This window comes from Ensifer canadensis (genome assembly GCF_017488845.2).
Taxonomy (GTDB): domain Bacteria; phylum Pseudomonadota; class Alphaproteobacteria; order Rhizobiales; family Rhizobiaceae; genus Ensifer; species Ensifer canadensis.
The window spans coordinates 531,110-551,285 of sequence record NZ_CP083373.1; the positions used below are offsets into that span (position 1 = coordinate 531,110).

At 59.2% G+C, this 20,176-nt stretch carries 16 protein-coding genes; 2 read left to right on the forward strand and 14 right to left on the reverse strand.

Annotated features, from left to right (window positions below; translation table 11 throughout):
- Nucleotides 1–251: 251 nt before the first annotated feature.
- Together J3R84_RS32335 and J3R84_RS32340 are read left to right on the forward strand one after the other, a co-directional pair.
- Nucleotides 252–1,220: an MBL fold metallo-hydrolase gene (locus J3R84_RS32335; RefSeq protein WP_171521012.1), complete on the forward strand. Its 969-nt coding sequence runs from the start codon at nt 252–254 to the stop codon at nt 1,218–1,220.
- A 146-nt stretch (nt 1,221–1,366) separates the two neighbouring features.
- Nucleotides 1,367–2,014: an HD domain-containing protein gene (locus J3R84_RS32340; RefSeq protein ID WP_171521011.1), complete on the forward strand. Its 648-nt coding sequence runs from the start codon at nt 1,367–1,369 to the stop codon at nt 2,012–2,014.
- 352 nt (nt 2,015–2,366) lie between these two features.
- On the opposite strand, the gene J3R84_RS32345 is transcribed toward J3R84_RS32340, so the two are convergent.
- The 14 genes from J3R84_RS32345 to J3R84_RS32410 form a co-directional block, all read right to left on the reverse strand.
- Nucleotides 2,367–3,296 (reverse strand): MBL fold metallo-hydrolase, encoded by a 930-nt coding sequence (locus tag J3R84_RS32345; protein ID WP_171521010.1) that lies wholly within the window; start codon nt 3,294–3,296, stop codon nt 2,367–2,369.
- 1,270 nt (nt 3,297–4,566) lie between these two features.
- Nucleotides 4,567–4,869 (reverse strand): DUF982 domain-containing protein, encoded by a 303-nt coding sequence (locus J3R84_RS32350; RefSeq protein WP_107028006.1) that lies wholly within the window; start codon nt 4,867–4,869, stop codon nt 4,567–4,569.
- Nucleotides 4,870–5,743: 874 nt separating this feature from the next.
- Nucleotides 5,744–5,869 carry an exopeptide gene (locus J3R84_RS32355; protein WP_107028007.1) on the reverse strand — a complete coding sequence of 42 codons (126 nt, stop codon included), beginning with the start codon at nt 5,867–5,869 and terminating at the stop codon, nt 5,744–5,746.
- Nucleotides 5,870–6,084: 215 nt separating this feature from the next.
- A complete protein-coding gene (locus J3R84_RS32360; protein ID WP_156408423.1) occupies nt 6,085–6,384 on the reverse strand; it encodes a hypothetical protein in 300 nt (99 codons plus the stop codon).
- Nucleotides 6,385–6,780: 396 nt separating this feature from the next.
- The gene (locus J3R84_RS32365) at nt 6,781–11,076 is read right to left on the reverse strand and encodes a putative Ig domain-containing protein (RefSeq protein WP_203529187.1); all 4,296 of its coding nucleotides are present in this window, start codon (nt 11,074–11,076) and stop codon (nt 6,781–6,783) included.
- A gap of 215 nt (nt 11,077–11,291) precedes the next feature.
- Nucleotides 11,292–11,921, reverse strand: coding sequence for an outer membrane protein (locus tag J3R84_RS32370; protein WP_203529188.1), 630 nt, complete (start codon nt 11,919–11,921; stop codon nt 11,292–11,294).
- A 282-nt stretch (nt 11,922–12,203) separates the two neighbouring features.
- The gene (locus J3R84_RS32375) at nt 12,204–13,229 is read right to left on the reverse strand and encodes a helix-turn-helix domain-containing protein (protein WP_057221024.1); all 1,026 of its coding nucleotides are present in this window, start codon (nt 13,227–13,229) and stop codon (nt 12,204–12,206) included.
- Between the two features lie 455 nt (nt 13,230–13,684).
- A complete protein-coding gene (locus J3R84_RS32380) occupies nt 13,685–14,068 on the reverse strand; it encodes a RidA family protein (RefSeq protein WP_057221025.1) in 384 nt (127 codons plus the stop codon).
- A gap of 11 nt (nt 14,069–14,079) precedes the next feature.
- On the reverse strand, nt 14,080–14,466 hold the full coding sequence (locus J3R84_RS32385; RefSeq protein ID WP_057221026.1) for a RidA family protein: 387 nt from the start codon (nt 14,464–14,466) through the stop codon (nt 14,080–14,082).
- Nucleotides 14,467–14,492: 26 nt separating this feature from the next.
- On the reverse strand, nt 14,493–15,968 hold the full coding sequence (locus tag J3R84_RS32390) for an NAD-dependent succinate-semialdehyde dehydrogenase (RefSeq protein WP_057221027.1): 1,476 nt from the start codon (nt 15,966–15,968) through the stop codon (nt 14,493–14,495).
- A complete protein-coding gene (locus J3R84_RS32395) occupies nt 15,968–17,353 on the reverse strand; it encodes an aspartate aminotransferase family protein (RefSeq protein ID WP_203529189.1) in 1,386 nt (461 codons plus the stop codon). Before J3R84_RS32395 ends, J3R84_RS32390 begins: the two co-directional genes overlap by 1 nt.
- A 38-nt stretch (nt 17,354–17,391) precedes the next feature.
- Nucleotides 17,392–18,441, reverse strand: a complete 1,050-nt coding sequence (locus J3R84_RS32400; RefSeq protein WP_057221029.1) for an ABC transporter ATP-binding protein — start codon at nt 18,439–18,441, stop codon at nt 17,392–17,394.
- A 15-nt stretch (nt 18,442–18,456) separates the two neighbouring features.
- A complete protein-coding gene (locus J3R84_RS32405) occupies nt 18,457–19,287 on the reverse strand; it encodes an ABC transporter permease (protein ID WP_057221030.1) in 831 nt (276 codons plus the stop codon).
- The gene (locus tag J3R84_RS32410; protein WP_057221031.1) at nt 19,284–20,135 is read right to left on the reverse strand and encodes an ABC transporter permease; all 852 of its coding nucleotides are present in this window, start codon (nt 20,133–20,135) and stop codon (nt 19,284–19,286) included. The genes J3R84_RS32405 and J3R84_RS32410 overlap by 4 nt, the downstream gene beginning before the upstream one ends.
- Nucleotides 20,136–20,176 lie beyond the last annotated feature (41 nt).

The following is a 20,176-nucleotide window of genomic DNA, read 5'->3' on the forward strand; positions in this document are numbered from 1 at the left end:
CGCAACACGCTCAACGCGGCCGTCTGTTTTGATCAATCGCAATCACGCCCTATTTTCGGGACGCCCTTTTAAATGCCAGCTCAAGCAACACTGAATCCTCGCGTTCGTAAACGAACAAGCCAGCCTATCCTATTCTCTAGTGTAGCCTATCCTCTCCCTTGACCCCAATCGACTGCTCAGATGCCCCCCAATACACTCAGCCGCATGGGCCGTGCCCGGCACGTTCCAACCCCGCGGAACAGGAGCGCATCATGACGCAGGCAGAAGCAAATCCCCGTACGATGGGGCAGAAGGAGACAATCATGAGCTTGGATAACACCCTACGTGGCGGCCGATCGGCAACCGAAGAATTGGTTCCATCGCGCTACGCGGTGAAGGTCGGAGAAATTGAAGTGCTGGTGATCAGCGATGGAGTGCTACCCCTTCCAACCGCGATGTTGGGACACAATGCCGACCCGACGGAACGCGCCGCATGGCTGGACAATATGTTCCTGCCGCAGGAAGCTTTCGACTGGGCGCTGAACGCGGTGGTGGTGCGCAGCGGCGTGCAGGTGATCCTTATCGACGCCGGTCTGGGGCTGGATCCGGAATTGAACCTGCCGCGGGCCGGGCAATTGGTGAAGAGACTTGAGAGTGCCGGCATCGACCTCGGGTCCGTGACCGATGTCGTACTGACCCACATGCATATGGACCACGTTGGCGGGCTGCTCGTCGAAGGCGTCAAGGATCGGTTGCGTCCGGACCTGCGCATTCACGTTGCCGCCGCCGAGGTTAAGTTCTGGGAGGCGCCCGATTTCACGCATGTCAACATGCCTGCCGGCTTTCCGGATGCACTTCGTGCGGCCGCCAAACGGTTCGCCAAGGAATACCATGACCAGCTGCGGCTGTTCGATGAGGAACACCAGGTGGCTCCGGGCGTCGTCGTCTCTCGCACCGGCGGCCATACCCCCGGGCACAGCGTGGTCCGCGTTGCGTCCGGGAACGACCGGCTGATGTTCGCCGGCGACGCCGTGTTCGCGGTTGGCTTCGAGCACCCCGACTGGTTTAACGGCTTCGAGCACGATCCTGAGGAAGCTGCCCGTGTTAGGGTCCGGCTTTTGCGAGAGCTGGCGGCGACTGGGGAACTGCTGGTAGCTACTCATATGCCGTTCCCGTCGGTCGGGCACGTTGCGGTTGACGGCGACGCCTTTCGTTGGGTGCCGGTTTTCTGGGACTATTAACCGAATATTGACCTTAGCCGCCAATCAAGCGACCGCATGCGATCGGACATCCTTGGAGATCGCGTGCGGTTCTTCGCGGCTCGGTGCTGATGCGCCGCGCGCTCCCCAATTTTTTTGCCCTGCAGCACTCAGGAAGAGGTTGTGACATGATTGCCATGGAAGCACGCATCGTCGCCGGCATTTCGGTTCCGGGAACGCCGCTCGTCGGCCGAGCGATCGATTATGCGCGGGAGGCTTGTGAGCCCTATCTCTTCAATCACGTCATGCGATCCTGGCTGTTTGCCGCAAAGATCGCCGAGCTGCAGAACATAACGCACGACGCCGAGGTGCTCGCAGTCGGCGCGCTGTTGCATGATATCACCCTGAATGAGCGATTTGCAGGGCCCCGCCGTTTCGAAGTGGAAGCCGCCGATCTGGCTCGAAAGTTCGCGACGGAAGCCGGACTCGATGGACGGCGTGCTCAGCTGATCTGGGACAGCGTCGCCCTCAACTCGACACCCTCGATCGGGCTCTACAAGGAAGCGGAGATCGCACTTTGCACGGCAGGAATCTGCTTTGATGTTGTGGGCCTCAAATACAGCCTCATTCCCTCGTCCGACGTGCGGGCGATCATTGCCGAGTTTCCCCGGCTTGGGATGAAGAAAAAAATGACCGCATGTTTTTGCCACATCGCCAAAACGCAGCCGGAAACCACCTACGACAATTTTGTCCGGGATTTCGGCGAGCGCCTGGTTTCCGGTTACAGTGTCCCTTCCTCGGTCGATCTCATCGCCGAAGCCCCCTTCGCTGAATGATGCAGCGATATCGGCTATCATTGATGCCGATGCTAAAAACCGGCAGGGGCGTAGCAGGCGCCTCAAAGGCCCAGAGTTGATGTGAACTCTCGTCTCCTGCTTCTCCGCACGTTTGAGTAGTCGCCACCACAGATCGGGCGACAGGAAAATCTTGGAGTGCGTCGGCTTTACGGGGCAAAGCGGCGTGGTCGCCTTCATCCTTCGTGCACAGCCGTTTAGCGTGAAGGGTCGCGGAGGATAGGCTCCAAATGTTCTCGTTTCAATTGGCCGGTGGATCGAGGGCCATACCGCCCTACGATCCACCGGTCAGTCAAACCCAACGCCTTAGGTCGGATCCTAATCGCCGTATGGATCAGTAGTCCCACCAAGCCGGGACCCAGCGATAAAGGTCGCCGGCGGCTGCCACACGACCGACCGACGGGAACGGCATGTGCGTCGACACCAGCCAAGATCCGGTTTCCGCCAGCTCTTTCATAAGACGGAGCCGGACGCGGGTTGCTTCCTCTGGGTCGTGTTCAAAGCCGTTATGCCACTCAGGATGGTCGAAGGAAACCGGGAATAGGGCGTCGCCGCCGAACATAAGCCGTTCGCCGCGAGACGAGATCCGGACCACGCTATGCCCTGGGGTGTGGCCGCCGGTGCGTGCGACAACCACCCCCGGCGCCACCTCGGACTGCTCATCAAAGGTGCGCAAATGACTGCCGAACATGTCCATGAACTCGAGCGACGCCTTGCGTGCCAGATCCGCAAGTGCCGGTGGCATGGCCGTAAGCGAGAAATCGGGTGACTTCCAGAATTTGGCTTCTGCCGCGGACACATGGACGCGCAGATCTGCACGCATCCTCTCTTTCACGCCTTCGACGAGCAGCCCGCCAACATGGTCGAAGTGCATGTGCGTCAATACAACGTCGGTCACGGATTCAAGATCGACGCCGGCGGCTTCCAGACGATGGCCAAACTGTCCGGCTCGGGGGAAGTCGGGGTACTCTTCGCCGATACCGCTGTCGATGAGAATCGTCTGGTCGCCGCTACGTACCACCACGGCGTTCAACGCCCAGTCAAAGGCTTCCTTCGATAGAAACCTTTCGTCTAGCCACGCTCCACGTTCGGCTGGGTTGGCATTGGTGGCCATTGACTCGGCTGGAGGTGTCAGCATCCCATCGCTGATAACCACCACTTCGATCTCACCCACCTGAACCGCGTAGCGTGACGGAACCAGTTCGTCCGGCGTCGGTCTTTCCTGCTGGATGATTTTTCGGGGGCTGATTTCTGCGTTCGACATATGCGCTCCTGTTTTCGCAATTCATACGTGCCGGTCGGGCTACATCAGGGAATCTAGTTTGGAGCGTTTTAGCAGTCGACCTACACATGAGTATGGGGCGGTCACGCTCATCCCGGCCGGACTCAAGGAACACAGCCAGGTCTCCTGGTTTTCATAATCTTCCGACCGGAACCGGAGCGGAACCGCGGCGTAGTCTCGCCTCCTCGTGCATGTTGATGGATGTCGATACGAGAACGGGGGTGACCAGCGATGTAGGAAAACGGACCTAGGAAGATTCGTTTTTTGAGGGTCGATACGGACGATCAATCGTCGGCGCGGAAGGACTGCTCCGGAGATAACGCGGCGGCTCAGTGCCGACGGATGCCCGTTCTCGAAGAACGTTCAGGTCTTCGGCGTGGGCAACTCTATTCCCCCTGTTTCCGGCAGCCACCGTCGCGGCGAACTGCCAGCAACTCGTCGAGTCGCGAGGCAACCCAAATCACGGTCATCGACCCCTGCGCGAAGCGATAGCCGAACTCGAAGTCTTCTGTCTCAAGTCTAGCATGAACATGTCGGACAACGGCTGAAGCTACAGCCGCAGTGATCACCCGTCTTCGTGACCGCTGCAATCGGTCCCTGACCGCGCTGCCAAACCGCGGAGATACTGGCATGATCAGTTCAATCGCTCATCTTCGCCGGAATTTCCTCGCCCGGTACTGGGGTAATGTCGGGCGCTTCTTCCGGGACATCATCAGGTCCCGGCTCCTCAATCGGGCGATCTGGGTCGGGCAGCGAATCGGGGGGAGTATCTGGTGGAACTTCCTCGGGCCTTTTCGGGTCTCTGGGGCCTGGGACGGTAACAACCTGGGGCTCCGAGGGCGTCAGGCCTGCCGGGCCGGGCATCGGAATTGGTTCAGTAGGTTTCGTGCTCACGATGGACTCCTCCTCAGGAGGGCAACTGATACCGCGCCGTTTTTGTTCCGCAAGCAGGGAGGCGAGGCATGAGCGCCGACCCCGCTTCATGCTCGATGGCCACACCATGCGCGTCGGGCTTGCATTGAGGCCATGCCAAGGTGCCGTCGGGCTCACATTGCGTCGTCCACCGCCATACGCTCGGCGAGCATCTTGCGCAGTATCCTAGTCGAGCTCAACCCGGATTACGCGGATGTCGCGGTTCGCGCGTAGCGAAAGCGCGCCCATAAACCTGACGAAGAACCAGCATGAGAAATCTTTCCCATCCGTGCCGGTGGGACCAGAGAGGCCGCCATCGCAGCCCCTCTTTATGGTCATGTCACGGAGATACGCGGCCACCCCCAGACGTTCCCTTGAGCATCCACGGCAGAACCGCGGGCGCTTCAACAAGAATCCCCTTCTTCTTCGCAAACGCACAGAGCGTATCGCGCGCGACACTGATGGGCTTCAGCCCGTCGTGAGCCAGGTAGCACGTCTTCAAGGTCGCATCGTGGATAAGATCCTGATCTCCTTCGGACCACTCCTCAAGGAAGTCGATCGCGTCGGCCAGGTTGGCAATCTCGATGACTAGGTCCTTCCTTTCACTCAGGTAAACTGGTCGATCAAACATCTTCGTTTGCATTTCTACCTCACTGAACTGATTGTTTTTCAACAAGGAAAGCGCTTTGCGCTCGACAAAAATTTATTTTCGACGCCGCGCCAGTTCAAGAGGTCTAGCGCGTTTTTTCGCCAAATCTCGCCGTCAGTGCCGCCAGACCCTCCTTGGCGCCTACGCCAAATACGGTCCCGACGCAATCACCATCCCTGACGCTTTGAACATCAAGGAAGACGAGCCTCATCAACATGAAGATGGACCATGATCGCCTCGGCCCACCCGTTTGCCAGCGGCCCGCGGCGAACGCTCCTCGAAAGCCCGCCCCGTTCGCCGGCTTCGACGAGACGGCCGAATGGAAAACTATACTAGCCAGTTTATTGCGGACGTAGATTAGAGGGAAAACTCGCCGGGCCTGAGGCAAAAGCGAGGGATGCCACAGCTGTAATCATGATCTTCATCGGTAGTCTCCTAGGTTCGAACCTCCCGCCAAGGATTGCGGGAGACTTTGGCCTAGGACTATTGCGGAGACGGCGACATACGGCAGGTGTCGTATTTCGACCGTTCCGCGATCCGCGACGCCTCCAGGTGGTTAGCGACTTGTTTCCAACACATTGGCCTCCTATATAACTCGTCGTTGGCATTGCTATGAGCGCGCTGAATGATTCGCCGCTCGCAAATGCCTCGTCGCTTTAGACTTTTGACCACGGATGTACTGGCACTGGTTGGCAAGCGATGATGAGGAAGGTCGGTGCGGTTTCGCCCCGGCCTTTTTTCATGGGAATTGATCTCAATTTGTTCCTACTCCGGACGAGCTAATTGAGCTTAGACATGCGGTATGTCCTGTGGATGTTCGCTGCTCGTTCTCGCGTTTTAGATTTAGCTTGAAGGCGCACCACCTAGTTTAGCGGGTGATTGGTGGTGTCGGCGCTGTTTCTGATCCGAATTCCGGTTCAAACGCCATGATGCCAAGCACGATCCCCACGAGAATGCAGAGCAGCACGATGAAGATGAGGCCGGATTTGTCCATCGCTCACTTCAGGCTCAGAATGCGAGCAATTCGTGGCAGAGCGTGATCAGAGCAGGGCGTTCGCTTCCAGATCCAGCGCCATAGTAGTGGTGACCTTTACCTCGCGCCGAGAGGTGGATGAATCCCCTAACAATTTCCGCAGGCAGGACAAACGGTAAGCCGCGTGGCCCATGACCACGAAGAACCGGGTCCGTGCCCAGGCCTGCAACCAGTCCTCATTCTCTCCAGTGCAGGCGGCGCGCGCCACATGTTTGCCTGACGTTCAATTTCATCGGGGGAGCGGTGCGGTACTTTGCGGCAAGGGCCAGCGCGAGAGCCCGGAGGTTTGGGAGAATGTCTCGGTGCTCGTCGGCTGCTTGCGCCTGGGCGTTTAGCTCCACCAGCAGGCGCTCATCATCGTCGGCCATTGGTGCCTCCATTAAGCGCTGGCCTTCCGATCCAGCGACAATATCGGGAGCGTGCAAACTTTCAATTTTCTCGAAATCAGTATTACTGGAAGCTTCAACTTGGATCACAGGTCGAACCGCAGACTGATTTCGTGGCGGCTATGATGAAAACTATCATCAAGGCGTCGGCCGTCTGGTCGATCCTGACATGAACGATGTCTCCGCGCGCTGGAAAGCGCTCCGGTCCAGGAACAGTTGGCGAGTCAGGCACTCAACATCGCCAACGATGAGTCGAAGAACATTTTGGCACTCTTCAGGTAGTCGAGTCGTCCGCGCCGAGACTGCCGTCTATGCCGAAGCGCCGTCGCGGATTGCCTCGAAGGAAGAGCCTTCTCAAATGCCTTGCGAGCTTTCGCACCGTCGGCTCTCACCAATCGCGGCGGCGATTACAGCAAGATCAGTCGGATCAAGGGTAAACCGAACTGATTAACGCCGTAGCCCGTCGCCGCCCGTCAGGTCGTTGCCCTAGAAGTTGCCACCGATACGAACGCCGAATGTGTGGTTCTGCGCATTGCCGTCGAAGCCGAAAGCAGTGCGATAGTCGAAACTGAGCGTCATGTCGTTGTTGAACTTGGCGTCGATGCCAAGCCCGACCGTCAGGTAATCGCGTATGTAACGGTCAAGCTCGAGCGCGTAAGGCATGGTACCGAGATCAGAATATCCCATGCTAGCCTGGCTCGATCCAGAAAAGTCGTGGGTGTACTCCAGCCGCCCGCGCGAGTTGAGCACACCCCACTCCATCGGATTTGCGTGTTCGGCGCGCATGCCGATAACCCCCGCTAGCATATCGAACGTTTGATCACCGAAGGACAGGCTATGCGGTCCTGCCCCCGTCTCGGTAAAGCCATCGAGGCGGGTATGGGCGCCCTCGATACTCCCGTAGGGTGAGAACATCAGACCGTTGTTTCTGTGTTCATAGCCGGCAGACAGTGATCCAAAGAATTGTGTACCATCCCGGCTTCCGGTGGCGAAGTCGCCAGTCGAGGTCACATAGCGCGTGCTGTCGAAGTCGAGACGGCTCACCCCCAGCAGACCGTCGAGATAGAACGGTGTGGGATGATAGCTGCCATAGAGCGCGGCGCTGAATGCCTGCCCGGTGCTGGTTGTGGCGCTTGAACCGATGTCGGTCCTGTCGCGACCGTAACCGAAACCGAATCCGGCGACCATGTCCGGCGCAAACCGATGATCGACGCCGCCGCTGACGCCGACGAGGGTGTGCCCGAGATCGATGTTGCCGCCTTCACTGGTCCCGAAATTGACGAACCCGCCAGTCCAGAAGGCCGTGTCGCCAAACATGGCGTTTATCGGCTCCACTGCGTTCCCAGCTTCCGTGCCTGGTTCTTTCTGCGGCCCTCCCATGGTGCGACCGCCGGGATCGTTGCCCGGTCTTTCCACCTCGGCTCTCATACGCTCGCTCCGGTCGGCGTTTTGCGTGACGCCCATGCGAATATCGAGCGATTGCGCATGTCGGCTCTCGTCGCCATGCAGCCGCTCCAGGCGATCGTTGAAATTGCTGATCTGGGTGGTGGCAAGACGCTGAGCAGCCTGTGCCTGTGCGTTGATGAGGCCGATCACCTCCGCATCCTGCGACGGATCGGGGCGATAAATGCCGCCAAGCGCCAGACTGTAGGTCGCCGTGCCGGTCAGCCCGTTCTGGTCGCGCACCGTGAGGACGAGGGTGTAGTTCCCCGGTGTAGTCGGCAAGCCGTGGATCGTGCCCGTGCGCGCTTCGATGTCCATCCCTTCCGGCAGCCCGGTTGCCGAGTAGCTGTAGGGTGCAGTGCCGCCTGATACGGAAACAGCCCGGGTGTATTCGACGCCGGCGACCCCTGATGGAATTGAGCCTGACGCCGGCGAGAAGGTGAGGGTGGGTGAGACATAGGTAAAAGCGGCAGGCAAAGTGGCCGTACCGCTTGGCGCCGTCACTGAAACATCGGTTGAACCCGCGACATTGGCCGGGGCGATGGCGGTGATCTGGGTATTGCTGACAACCGCGATGCTGGTTGCTGCCACACGGCCGAGCATCACGCTAGTCGTGCCATTGAGATGATTGCCGGTGATCGTGAGGGCTGTTCCACCCCTCGTGGAACCGGTTGCAGGAGAAATCCCCGTTAGGCGTGGCGGAGCAGGAGCGACAACGATAGTGTAGCTGGCCGAAGCCGAGCCTGAGGTTACAGCGGTCGCGGTGACGTTAATGGGGAAGGCACCATCTGCGGTTGGTGTTCCAGTGATCTTACCGGAAGCCCCGTCGATGATGAGGCCAGCTGGCAGCCCGGTAGCGCTGAACGTGATGGTGCCGGCACCGCCGGCCGCGGAAATCGAACCATCGTTGTACGCGGCACCGACCACACCCGCGGTCAAGGCAGAGCCTTCAGCCGGTGTCAGGGATACAGGGAGTGGGGCCGCCGCGATCACAATGATATAGCTCGCGGCGGCGACCCCCGAGGTTGCTCCAGTTGCAGTAACAGCAAGGGTGAACGTCCCAGCGGCCGTCGGCGTTCCGGTAATTTCACCGGTCTCAGGATCAATGGACAGGCCTGATGGCAGACCGGTGGCCCCGTAGGTGATAGTGCCGGCACCACCAGACGCGGAGATCGAACCATCGTTGTACGCGGTGCCGACCACGCCCGCGGTCAACGCAGAGCCGTCGGCCGGTGTCAGGGATACAGGCAGTGGGGCCGCCGCGACGACGATGGTATAACTCACGCTGGCCGTGCCGGAGGTTGCTCCGGTTGCGGTAACAGCAACGGTGAACGTTCCATCGGCCGTCGGCGTTCCCGTGATCGCACCGGTCGCAGGATCAATGGACAGACGGGAGGGCAGACCGGCGGCACTGTACGTAATGGTTCCGGCACCACCGGTCGCGGAAATCGAACCATCGTTGTACGCGGCACCGACCAAGCCATTCGACAGGTTCGAGCCGTCGGGCGGCGTGAGGATCATCGAGGGAGCAACGTTCCAAGGTGTTCCACGGGTAAAAGCCAGATTTCTATTTCCTGCTATGTTGCTGACGGCATTTGCCAGAACATCAAGGCGAAGGGTGCCTGATCCGGATATATCGCCGACCCGGACGGTATAATGAATGTTGTCCGAGGTCTGGATTAACGCCAGCCTCCCGATAGCGGTGCCGGTCGATGTCAGCACCAGGTCGGAGCCGGTAAAATCCGTGACGGCTTCGGAGAAGGTGACATCAAACGTCACGCTGACGGCGTCGGACGCAGGGTTGCCGATCACACCGGTCGAAATAACCTCAGGTCGCGGAGCTGCTGCTTCGACTGTAAGCGTATAGGTCACCGCTTTCGAATGGGCACGCGCGTTAGTCGCCTGAACGGTGAAGGTGAAGCTACCCGTTTCCGTCGGCGTTCCCGACAGTTCGCCGGTATCGGCCAGCGTCACACCTGCGGGCAACGTGCCACTGGTCAGCGTATAGACAAAATCCAGATTGCCGCCCGTCGCGGCGATCGTCTGATTGAGGGCGACGCCGATTGTTGCGTTGACCAACGCCGCAGGCGAGATGGTAATTTCCTCAAAGCTGAAAGAAATCGAGCAATCCGACGTGATGGGATTGGTGTACCATGCAGCGCCCACAGCGTGAATACCGCATCCGCTGGGCTCACGATATGTCGCGCCCGCATCCGGTGAGACGTTCCAGAATGCTATTATCCGCTCTTCGGAAACTTCCACAGGACTACTGATCGTCGTCTGGGGATCGTCATTGAAGGTGACATTGATAACACGGCCGGGGCCGTAGGATGACCAGGAAACCGAGTGGTCCTGGGCGGGCGCCGCAATCACCGGAACTGTCTGTGTAGCCTTTTGCGAGTCGTTGAAGTTGGCGTCTCCCATATGTTGGGCGCTCACCACGCAATCACCAGCATTCAGAAAAGTGACAACACCGTTGGAAACAGTGCATATGTCGCCGCTTTCCACCTTGACCTCGACAGGCACGCTCTGGCTTACGCGCATCGCGTGAGCGGTCACATCATATGTCTGACCGACAATCGCCTGCCTAGGTGGAACTGTATCGAAATAGATGCTTTGGTCGGCCTTGGCGATATCGATGACAACGCCACTGCTGATGCCGGGCTCATGGTTCTCGTCGCCGGAATAGACAGCGGTGATGATATGCTGGCCAGAGCCAAGCTCATTGGTTGTGATGGTGAGGGCGGCCCCATTGCTGGTATCGAACGAAACTGTGCCAATCCTTGTATTTCCATCCATGAAGGCAATTTCGCCGTTCGGTTTGCTGCTCGTCCCTATGACGAGCGCCTTGATTTCCACCGACTGGCCGTAAACTCTGCCTTTCGGCAGTTCGTCCACCAGGACGATCGAAATTGCCTTTGTGATCGTCAACGTCGCGGGCCTTGAATAGGCGCTCTCACCGTCCTTGCTGACTACAACGCGATATCGTGTGCCGGTTTCGCTGACGCGGACGGGCTTGAAGGTGTATGTACTCTCGATGGCACCTGGAATTGTCGAGAAATCATGCCCGTTGGTACTGACCTGCCATTGATAAGTCGCATCGCTAGCACTGGTCGCGACGGAAAACGTGACGAATTGCCCGGCCGCTACCGTCAGGTCCTGGGGTTGCTGCGTGATAGCAGGAGGGGCGGCTTGCGCTGGCGAGCCGCACAATAGCATGAGCGTTACAAGCAGAAATACTGACCAGCCGCGTCTCAGTGTCTTCCACGCCTGTGACGAATCCCAGCGCGCTCCATGGAGGCTTTGGTTTTTAAAGAAAAAGGTCTCAGTCGGGATCATACGAACAAGAAGCTCAGTGGGAAATAAGAAGACGCGCAGCCTTCATTGATGCACTTGAGTGGCCCCCCGCGGAACGAACCGGCGCCACCAACGATCGCCACCATGGCAGGCGCCTGCCGCCGGCTCAGACGCCGGCGATCGTCAACCCGGCAAGACCCGACGGCCTTGAAAGCCTGATGATGCTTGGAAGCCAACGAGCGAGCATTCCGTCGCCACTAGAATTTTACGCCCAGACCAATCTTGACGGTCTGCTGGTCGACATCGACGTTGATGCCCTGCAGGTCTTTATCCCCGTAGTCGCTGTACCTGTATTCGGCGCGGCCGAAGATGTTGCTGGTGAAGGCGTAATCCAAACCGGCGCCGACCGTGTAGCCGTTGAACGTTGCATCCTCTTTGCCCAATCCCGGCACATCGACATAGCCACGCGTCGCCGCCCAACCGGCTGTGGCATAGATGAGCGCGTGATCTAAGGCATAGCCAACGCGTCCCCGCACCGAGCCTGCCCAATCGGTGCCGAAATCTGCGCCGAAGATTTTCTGTTCGTTCCAGTTGTATTCGAGATCGCCTTCAACGCCGATGATGAGCCTATTGTCGAATTGATAATTATAGCCGGCGAACCCACCAAAGAGGCCACCATTGGCATCTTCGGATCCGGCGATGCCGAAGCCGGAGAATTTACCATTGGCCCAACCACCGCCGCCCTGAATACCGAGATATGCTCCCGACCACACAAAGGTGGACGCATCGACAGCAACAGACGTTGCGCTATTTTCGGGAGCGACATCAGCAGCCATTGCCGTAGATGCGGTGAGCCCGAGAATGGCAGGTAGAAGGAATGTTCTCATGTGGTCGGCTCCGATTCCGTGCGAAACTATCGTTGAATTGACGGTCCGCCGGACTGGCAGGCAGCCATCGTAAATTAACGTCCCCGAGCAGCGACGTCCCGTGGTGATGGCAGCGTGAAGGCCTCCAGCGCGCCAATTGCGCCCAGACAATCAATATTCCGGAGCTGATGGTAAGTATGAAAAAGAGCGGCCGCGTAAATCTATCCCAGCGCGCAAATGGCACCGTTCAAAATAATCACATTACGCAAAAGTCAGCTGGTTGCCTGCGAGCGCATGTGGCAACTACCAACGTCCCCATTGGGACGCTCGGTCGAACCAGTTTTGCGATTCGCTGATCCCTGCCATCCGGTATCTTTGCGCTACGGCCGCCCGCGCCTCGCGCGGCGTGATGCCGTAAAGGCGCTGAAAAGCGCGCGTGAAATTGTGAGCGTAGGTAAAACCGTGTTCGAGACCGATTTCTCCAATGGATCTGTGTGCCTGAGCGGGATCGCGAAGTGCCCGGCGCGCCATTTCCAGGCGCCGCTCCTGAATATAGGAGGCAACGCCGCCATCTTTTGAAAAGAGATAGGCGAGCTTGCGCAATGAAATCGTGAAGTGTGCTGCAATCTGAAAGGGCGACAGATCAGGATCCAGTGCATGAGCGTCGATATAACGGCGGATAGTTGCCAGTTGCGCCCCGGCTATTCCGTGCATCGTATCTTCTCTCGGGACACCATTGAGGGTGGCGGCGATAAGTTCGAGCGTCGGCGCTACCAGCGTCGCCGCCTGCTTCTCGTCGAGTTGCGGCAATAGACGGAAAAGGCTGTCGATGTGGTTGCGGAGCAACCCGACCATCGGCTCGCGAGCCGCGAGCACTCTCATATTGTGGTCATCGGGGTTGATCAACAATCGGGCCAGCAGTGAGCGGGGGACGAAGAGAGTAAGATTGCAGAAATCGCTTGCTGATCCCGCATGGGCCTGCGCCGCGTCATGAACGATCATGTCTCCTGGCCCGGCGTAAGCTTCTTCTCGACCGTCATGGCGTCGCCAATGACCATCGATGAAAAACTGTATTTCGAAATGGTCGTAACCGTCCGCGCCAATGCGATAGTTGGAACGACTAAGTTTTTGGGCCACGCTTACACAGTGTGTAAGCAACAGGTCTCCGAGGCGAAATGTACAATGTGCGGTGTGAAATTCATTTGCCTGAAAAATGTTGAAATCGTAGAGCGAACCGGCTGATTCTTCCCAGAATGCGAGAGCTTTCTTTAGAGGGATTGCGCGCGTATCCGTTTTGAACAAAAGCGTGGGGTGCTCTTTTTTGGTCATCGCTCTTCCAGTTTCCCTCCACAGCAGCATCAAAACACGTCTTCATCAACATCCTAGGGTTTCTGCGCGGCATTGCCCTACAAGTGTCTCACGGGTCTTGGAAAGAACCATTTGTAGGTCGCAGATCGATCATCTTACAAGTCCTGTTGATTGCCGAGTTTCCCTGTCAGCATTCGGCACGGATGTTATATGACTCTGTTGCCAGTTTTCATTTTGGTTATGAAGGGTCCAAGCCTCTCCTGAAACGGGAGGGAAGATGGGTCTCAGGTCATTCATGCAAGAGTCTTGCCGCCGGCCGAGCGCGTGGACTGGGGCGCTTGACGCATCTCGCGGCGATTGCAGGGGCGCAGAGCACTCTGTCGACGCCCAGCGCAGCAGCTGGGAGTAGCTCGTCAGACGTAGCTGAGCGGTTTCTGCCCCGTTTGGACGGCCTGGAGCAAACAGGGAAAAGATCGTCAGGCCGAGGTCGAAAGGACCGCGGTGGCGAGTACCTCCAGACGTATTCCGTCGGAAAGAAGATCGACGACGACGGTGGCACGGACCGGGTAGGGCGCTGAAAAGAACTGCCTATAGACCCGATTCATGCCGGCTGCGTCGGCCTTGTCTGTGAGATAGGCCTGGATCTGCACGACATCGGCAAGCGTGCCGCCCGCCGCCTCGAGCGCCTGTTGCAAATTGAGGAACACCTGGCGCGCCTGCGTTTCGATGTCGCCGGTGATCAGCTCGCCCGTCGTCGGGTTTTTCGCAATATGGGCGGAGCGCACGATAGGGCCCGACTTGACCGTGGCGCTCAAAGGCGCCTTTGACGCAGCGATGCCGGTTTCGACTTTCTCAAACACAATCCGCTCCCTTATGTATTGTTGCCGAGAACGGCGTGGGCGAGGATTTCGATGCGAAGACCTTCAGTAAGTAGCTCCTTCACCACCACGGTCGCACGTACCGGATAGGGCTCCCTGAAGAACTCGGCGTAAACCTTGTTCATGCCGGATGCATCCGATCTTTCAGTGAGGAAAACCTGAACCTGCACCACATCGGCCAGTGTGCCGCCTGCGGCACGGATCGCGATGTCGAGATTTCCCAGTGTTCGGCGCGTCTGGGTTTCAATGTCGCCGGTGACGAGGTCGCCGTTCACCGGGTCCTCCGATATGTGGACCGACCAGACGAGGTTGCCGGCACGCACGACTTCGCTGACTGGCACGTCGCAAGGGTCTGATCCGGTATCGATGGCTTCAAACATTTTGTTCTCCAAGGAAGTAAGGCTACTCATTCGGGTCGCGCTTCGAAGTGGGTCACAAACTTCGTGTTGAGATAGCCGTCGAAGGTTTCAACTCCGCCTTCGCTACCATAGCCGCTGTCGTTGATGCCACCGAATGGCGTTTCGGGTAACGCCAGGCCGAAGTGATTGATGCTGACCATCCCGGCGGCAAGCGCTTGCGCTGTGTGCTGGGCTCGACTGCTCGAAGCGGTGAACACGTACGAAGCAAGGCCAAAAGGAAGGCTGTTGGCGCGGCGGATCACGTCTTCAAAACCAGAAAACGGTGTAACGGTCGCAACGGGACCGAAGGGCTCCTCCTTCATCAGTTGCAGAGCGTCACAGCCGCCGGCGACGACCGTTGGTGCATAGAAGAAGCCGGCATTGCCGATGCGGGTGCCGCCGGTCACGATCTCGGCCCCCCGGTCGCGAGCATCCTGTACGAAGCCTTCCATGGCCGTCACCCGGCGGGCGTGGCAGAGCGGTCCCATCTGCACCCCTTCGTCAAAGCCATTGCCAACCTTCGTTGCGGCTACCTTGTCGGCGAAGCGTGCAAGGAAACGGTCATACGCTGTTGCCTGAACGTAGAAGCGGGTCGGCGAGACGCAGACCTGCCCGGCATTGCGGACCTTCTGGGCGGCAAGCGCGTCGGCAGAAGCTTCAATATCGCCGTCGTCGAAGACGATTACGGGAGCGTGGCCGCCAAGCTCCATCGTCGACCGCTTCATGTGGCGGCCGGCGAGCGAAGCGAGCAGCTTGCCGACCTCGACAGAGCCCGTAAACGAAATCTTCTTCACCTCAGGGGCCGCCAGCAGCGTCTCGGAAATATGCGAGGACGATCCCCAGACAATGTTGAGGCAACCGTCTGGCAGCCCCGCCTCCTGCATGAGCCGGCCGATCGCGACCGAGGAGGAGGGCGATTCCGCCGGGCCTTTCAGAATGATCGTACAGCCGCTCGCCAGGGCCGCCACGACTTTGCGTAGCGCCTGGCTGAAAGGGAAGTTCCAGGGGGTAAAGGCAATGCAGACGCCGACGGGCTCGCGGGTGACCACCTGTTGCACACGCGGATCGCGCGAAGGGACAAGGCGACCGTAAATGCGTCGCGCCTCCTCCGCGTGCCAATCGGCATGGTCAGCCGCGAATCGAATCTCTCCGATTGCTTCTGCAAGCGGTTTTCCCTGGTCCATCACCATGCTTCGGCCGATGTCTTCGGCATGCTTGCGGGCGAGTTCGGCGAAGCGGCGCAGAACCTGTCCGCGGTCAAGCGGCGAGCGGTCTTTCCAGCTATCGAATGCACGCTGCGCGGAGGCGACGGCCGCCGCGAGATCGACGTCAGTCGCATGGGGCAAATGGCCGATGAGCGTACCGCTGGCAGGATCGATGACCGCGTCCCGCCGCTCGGTCTCATAGATCCAGCGGCCGTCGATCAGCATGCCGAGCCGTTCATAACAATGTGGCGGACGGTTGGAGATGGCGATCTGCGGCATCACGCGATGTAGCCTTGGCTGCGCGCCCACGAAAGCGTGTCGTCGAGGGCAAGCTGCATGCGGGTCATGAGATCGTCAATCTGCATCTCGGAAATGATCATGGCCGGGCATAGGCTCACCATGTCGCCAAGACCGCGCGTAAGGACTCCGCGCTCGGTCGCGAACTTGCCTGCATGGTTGGCGACCTGCCAGGTGGGCGGAAAGCTTTCCTTCGTCCCCTTGTCCTTGACGAATTCGAGGCCGGCCACAAGGCCAACACCGCGGGCCTCGCCGATCAGTGGGTGTTCGCCAAGCTTGCGAATGCCCTCCTGGAAGCGCGAGCTGACGGCGCGGACGTGGGAGACGATGTCGGTTTCCTGGTAGATCGTCAGTGCCTCCAGCGCGACGGCGGCCGCGACTGGATGACCGCCATAGGTGAAGCCGTGCGAAAAGGTGCCGATCTTGCGGCTCTGGTCGACGAGGACGTCCGCGATCTTCTCGTTGATCATCAGCGCAGAGATCGGCATGTAGGCGGCCGAAAGCTGTTTTGCGCAACTGATCATGTCCGGCTTCAGTCCGTAGGTTTCTGACCCGAACATGTTGCCGGTACGCCCGAAACCGCAAATGACTTCGTCTGCGACCAGAAGGATATCGTACTTCTTCAGCACCGCCTGGAGCTTTTCGAAATAGGTCTTCGGCGGTGTGATCACTCCCCCAGACACCATGACCGGTTCGGCGAAGAACGCCGCCACCGTTTGCGGGCCCTCTTCAAGTATCATTGTCTCAAGGTTGCCGACTAGCCGGGTCGCAAAGTCCTCCTCGCTCTCGCCGGGTTCGGCAAACCGCCAGTAGTGCGGGCAGTCAGTGTGCAGGAAATTGGCGATCGGCAGATCGAAATCGCGATGATGGAACGGCAGGCCCGTGAGGCTGGCCGTGGCGACCGTTACGCCATGGTAAGCCTTGCGGCGCGAAATGATCTTCTTCTTCTCAGGTCGTCCGACCGCATTGTTATAATACCAGACAAGCTTAATCGCCGTATCGTTCGCCTCGGAGCCGGAGCCGGCGAAGAAGACTTTTGACATCGCAACAGGAGCCATTTCAAGCAGCTTCTCGGCGAGACGGATGCCCGGTTCCGTCGATTTGTGGGCGAAGGAATGGTAAAATGGCATTGTCTTCAATTGCCGCGTCGCCGCTTCCACCAGCCGCTGCTCACTGAAACCGAGACCGGCGCAGAAGAGGCCCGCGAGACCTTCGATGTAGCGCTTCCCTTCATCATCGATCACGTAGATCCCTTCGCCGCCAGTGATTACATGCGGCCCCACCTCCTGGTGAACCGCAAGGTTGGTGTAGGGATGGACGAGGCTTTGCCGGTCCAGGGTGTGGAGGGAGTTTGGGCGGTCGTTCATGGCAGGCTCCAGGGTATGCTTGAATTGCTTGGCGATTGTCAGGCGATGACGTGCACGTCTTCGCTACGCCAGGTGACGTGGCACTCCGAGGCGCCGTCGAGTCTTCGTGCATCGACGCCGGGTACGCGCATGCGGATCGCTTGGCTGCCGAGCTTTCCGATGACCAGAAGGTTGTCGCCGTAGTTGATGGTGCTGTCGATCTTCATCGGCTGGCGCCCAGCCTCCGCCCCGACAGCGAGACGGATCATTTCTGGACGCAGCAGCAGCTCGGCCTTGGTGTTTCGGTCGCCACCTGCAGCCTTCGTGTCGACGACGCCGACTGGCGTCTCGAAACGGCCACCGCCAAGCGAAGTGGCGGCAATGATGTTGCTGTCGCCGATGAAAGAGGCGACGAAGCGGCTCTTCGGCGCGAAATAGATTTCGTTCGGAGTGCCGACCTGCTCGATGCGTCCCCCGTTGAAAACGGCGATCCGGTCCGACATGGTCATGGCCTCGGACTGATCGTGGGTGACATAGACCATGGTGACGCCGAGATCGCGGTGGATGCGCTTCAACTCCACCTGCATGTGCTCGCGCAGCGCCTTGTCGAGTGCGCCGAGCGGTTCGTCGAGCAGAATAACATCTGGCTGGAAGACGAGCGCCCGTGCAAGGGCTACGCGTTGTTGCTGGCCCCCGGATAGCTCGGAGGGGACACGTTTCTCGAAACCCTGCAGGCCGACCTTCGCCAGCGCCTCGCGCGACCGGCGGTCCTTCTCCGCCCTCTCCACGCCCCGCATGCGCAAGGGGAAGGCGACGTTGTCGGCAATCGTCATGTGCGGGAAGAGCGCGTAGTTCTGGAAGACCATACCGATGTTGCGCTTGTGCGGCGGTAGTTTGTCGATGGCACGCTCTCCGAGCCGGATTTCGCCGCTCGTCGGATGCTGGAAACCGGCAATCATCATCAGTGTGGTTGTTTTGCCGGAGCCTGAGGGTCCAAGGAAGGAGACAAATTCGCCGGCCTTGATGTCGAGCGACACGTCGTCGGCCGCCATATGCTTGCCGTCGTAGCTCTTGTTGACGCTGCGGAGTGTGAGGGAACGGGCGTTCATGGCTTTGCTCCTTGATCAGGATGCCGCGGGAGCGGTGTTGGTGGCGCCGTTTTCGAGCGGCTGACGCGTGAAACCGGACCGGCGGCGCAGGAATTGCGGTGCAAGCCAGATTGAGATGCCAGCCAGAACAAGCAGGAAAAGGAATGAAGAGGCTGCCGAGATCGTCGGATCCGCCTCCTGGCGGACGGCATTGAACATCTGGCGCGGCAGGGTTGCCTTGTCGCGGCCGGAGATGAAGAGCGCGATAACGGCTTCATCGAAGGATGCGATAAAGGCAAACAGGCCGGCAACCGTGAAGGCGGGACGCAAGATCGGGAAGGTGACCAGCCGGAACGTCGTGAAATGTGATGCACCCAGGCTCATCGCGGCCCGCTCGACGGATTGGTCGAACCCTTTGAGCGCTGCGGTCAGGATCAACGTCGCCATGGGCATGGCGATGCAGCTATGGGCCAGGATGACGCCCAGGTAGCTCTGCACGAGGCGCAATTGACCGAAATACATGTAGTACCCGAGCGCCATGACGATGGTTGGCACGATCATTGGCAGCATGATCAAGAGATTGAACAATCCACGTCCGAGGAAAATGTGCCGCACGAGAGCAAAAGACGCGGGGACCGCAAGGCTGAGCGTTACGAAGACCGTACCGATGCCGATGATGACGCTGTTGACCAGCGGCTCTGTCCAGTTCGGGTCGGAGAAGAAATTGATGTAGTTCGCGAGCGTATAACCCGGCGGCGGGAAAGTCAGCGAGGCTGCCGAGCTGAACGACATAGGAATGACGATGAACATCGGCGCGGCAACGAAGACGGCGATGAGGAGCGCAAGCGCGCGGAGGAACGGGTTCATCGGCCGCCTCCTGCCCAAAGCCGGTCGAGACCGAAGAAACGGTTGTAAAGCGCGTAGACGGCAAGCGTGAGGCCGAGCAAGACGATGGAGATCGCCGAGCCGAGACCGAAATCGAGCGTCTGCTCGATCTGGTCGCCGATGATACCGGCGATCATCTGGTCGCGCGGGCTGCCGAGCAGGACAGGCATCACATAGAAGCCGAGGCAGGTGATAAAGACAAGCGTGCAGCCGTTGACGATGCCAGGTGCCGAGAGCGGTAGGTAGACCGCAACGAAGGCCCGGAGTGGGCTCGCACCGAGGCTTTCGGCAGCGCGGACATGGAGAGGATCGATGCGCTTCATGACCGAGAAAAGCGACATGGTCATGAAAGGGATCAGCGCATGGGTCATGGCAAGCGTTGCACTGAAGGTGGTGAAGAGCAGCTTGGGTGCCGGATCCCAACCGAGCCAGGTAAGGAGTGCTGTGACCGGTCCCTGGTTGCCGAGGATGACCATCCAGGCATAGGTGCGCACGAGATAACTCGTCCAGAATGACAGAGCGACCACGGTCAGCAGGAAGGTTGCGAAGCGTTTCGATCCGTTGGCGGCGGCATAGGCCAGAGGATAGGCGAAGAGAAGCGCAAGGGCCGTGACCAGGAAGGCGGTCCTGAAGGTCTGGTAAATGACGGACGCAAACAGGCCCGAATGCAGGAGACGGCCAAAGTTCTGCAGGCCAAGAGCGGGCTGCGAGACGCTCATCCAGCCCACATAGGCAAGCGGTACCAGGAACAACACCGCAAGGAAAACCGCTGCCGGGGCCATCAGCGGTATCGGGCCCTCCGCAATGGGCGAAAACGATCTCTGTTTCATGTCACTGCTCCCTCAGTACCCTAATCGGGAAAACCCGATCC

Coding starts and splice junctions, on each gene's coding strand:
- J3R84_RS32375 (WP_057221024.1), bottom strand. CDS start 13,229: ATGACCAAAAAAGAGCACCCCACGCTTTTGTTCAAAACGGATACGCGC.
- J3R84_RS32395 (WP_203529189.1), bottom strand. CDS start 17,353: ATGAACGACCGCCCAAACTCCCTCCACACCCTGGACCGGCAAAGCCTC.
- J3R84_RS32410 (WP_057221031.1), bottom strand. CDS start 20,135: ATGAAACAGAGATCGTTTTCGCCCATTGCGGAGGGCCCGATACCGCTG.
- J3R84_RS32350 (WP_107028006.1), bottom strand. CDS start 4,869: ATGCAAACGAAGATGTTTGATCGACCAGTTTACCTGAGTGAAAGGAAG.
- J3R84_RS32400 (WP_057221029.1), bottom strand. CDS start 18,441: ATGAACGCCCGTTCCCTCACACTCCGCAGCGTCAACAAGAGCTACGAC.
- J3R84_RS32370 (WP_203529188.1), bottom strand. CDS start 11,921: ATGAGAACATTCCTTCTACCTGCCATTCTCGGGCTCACCGCATCTACG.
- J3R84_RS32340 (WP_171521011.1), top strand. CDS start 1,367: ATGATTGCCATGGAAGCACGCATCGTCGCCGGCATTTCGGTTCCGGGA.
- J3R84_RS32390 (WP_057221027.1), bottom strand. CDS start 15,968: ATGCCGCAGATCGCCATCTCCAACCGTCCGCCACATTGTTATGAACGG.
- J3R84_RS32345 (WP_171521010.1), bottom strand. CDS start 3,296: ATGTCGAACGCAGAAATCAGCCCCCGAAAAATCATCCAGCAGGAAAGA.
- J3R84_RS32365 (WP_203529187.1), bottom strand. CDS start 11,076: ATGATCCCGACTGAGACCTTTTTCTTTAAAAACCAAAGCCTCCATGGA.
- J3R84_RS32385 (WP_057221026.1), bottom strand. CDS start 14,466: ATGTTTGAAGCCATCGATACCGGATCAGACCCTTGCGACGTGCCAGTC.
- J3R84_RS32355 (WP_107028007.1), bottom strand. CDS start 5,869: ATGGACAAATCCGGCCTCATCTTCATCGTGCTGCTCTGCATTCTCGTG.
- J3R84_RS32405 (WP_057221030.1), bottom strand. CDS start 19,287: ATGAACCCGTTCCTCCGCGCGCTTGCGCTCCTCATCGCCGTCTTCGTT.
- J3R84_RS32335 (WP_171521012.1), top strand. CDS start 252: ATGACGCAGGCAGAAGCAAATCCCCGTACGATGGGGCAGAAGGAGACA.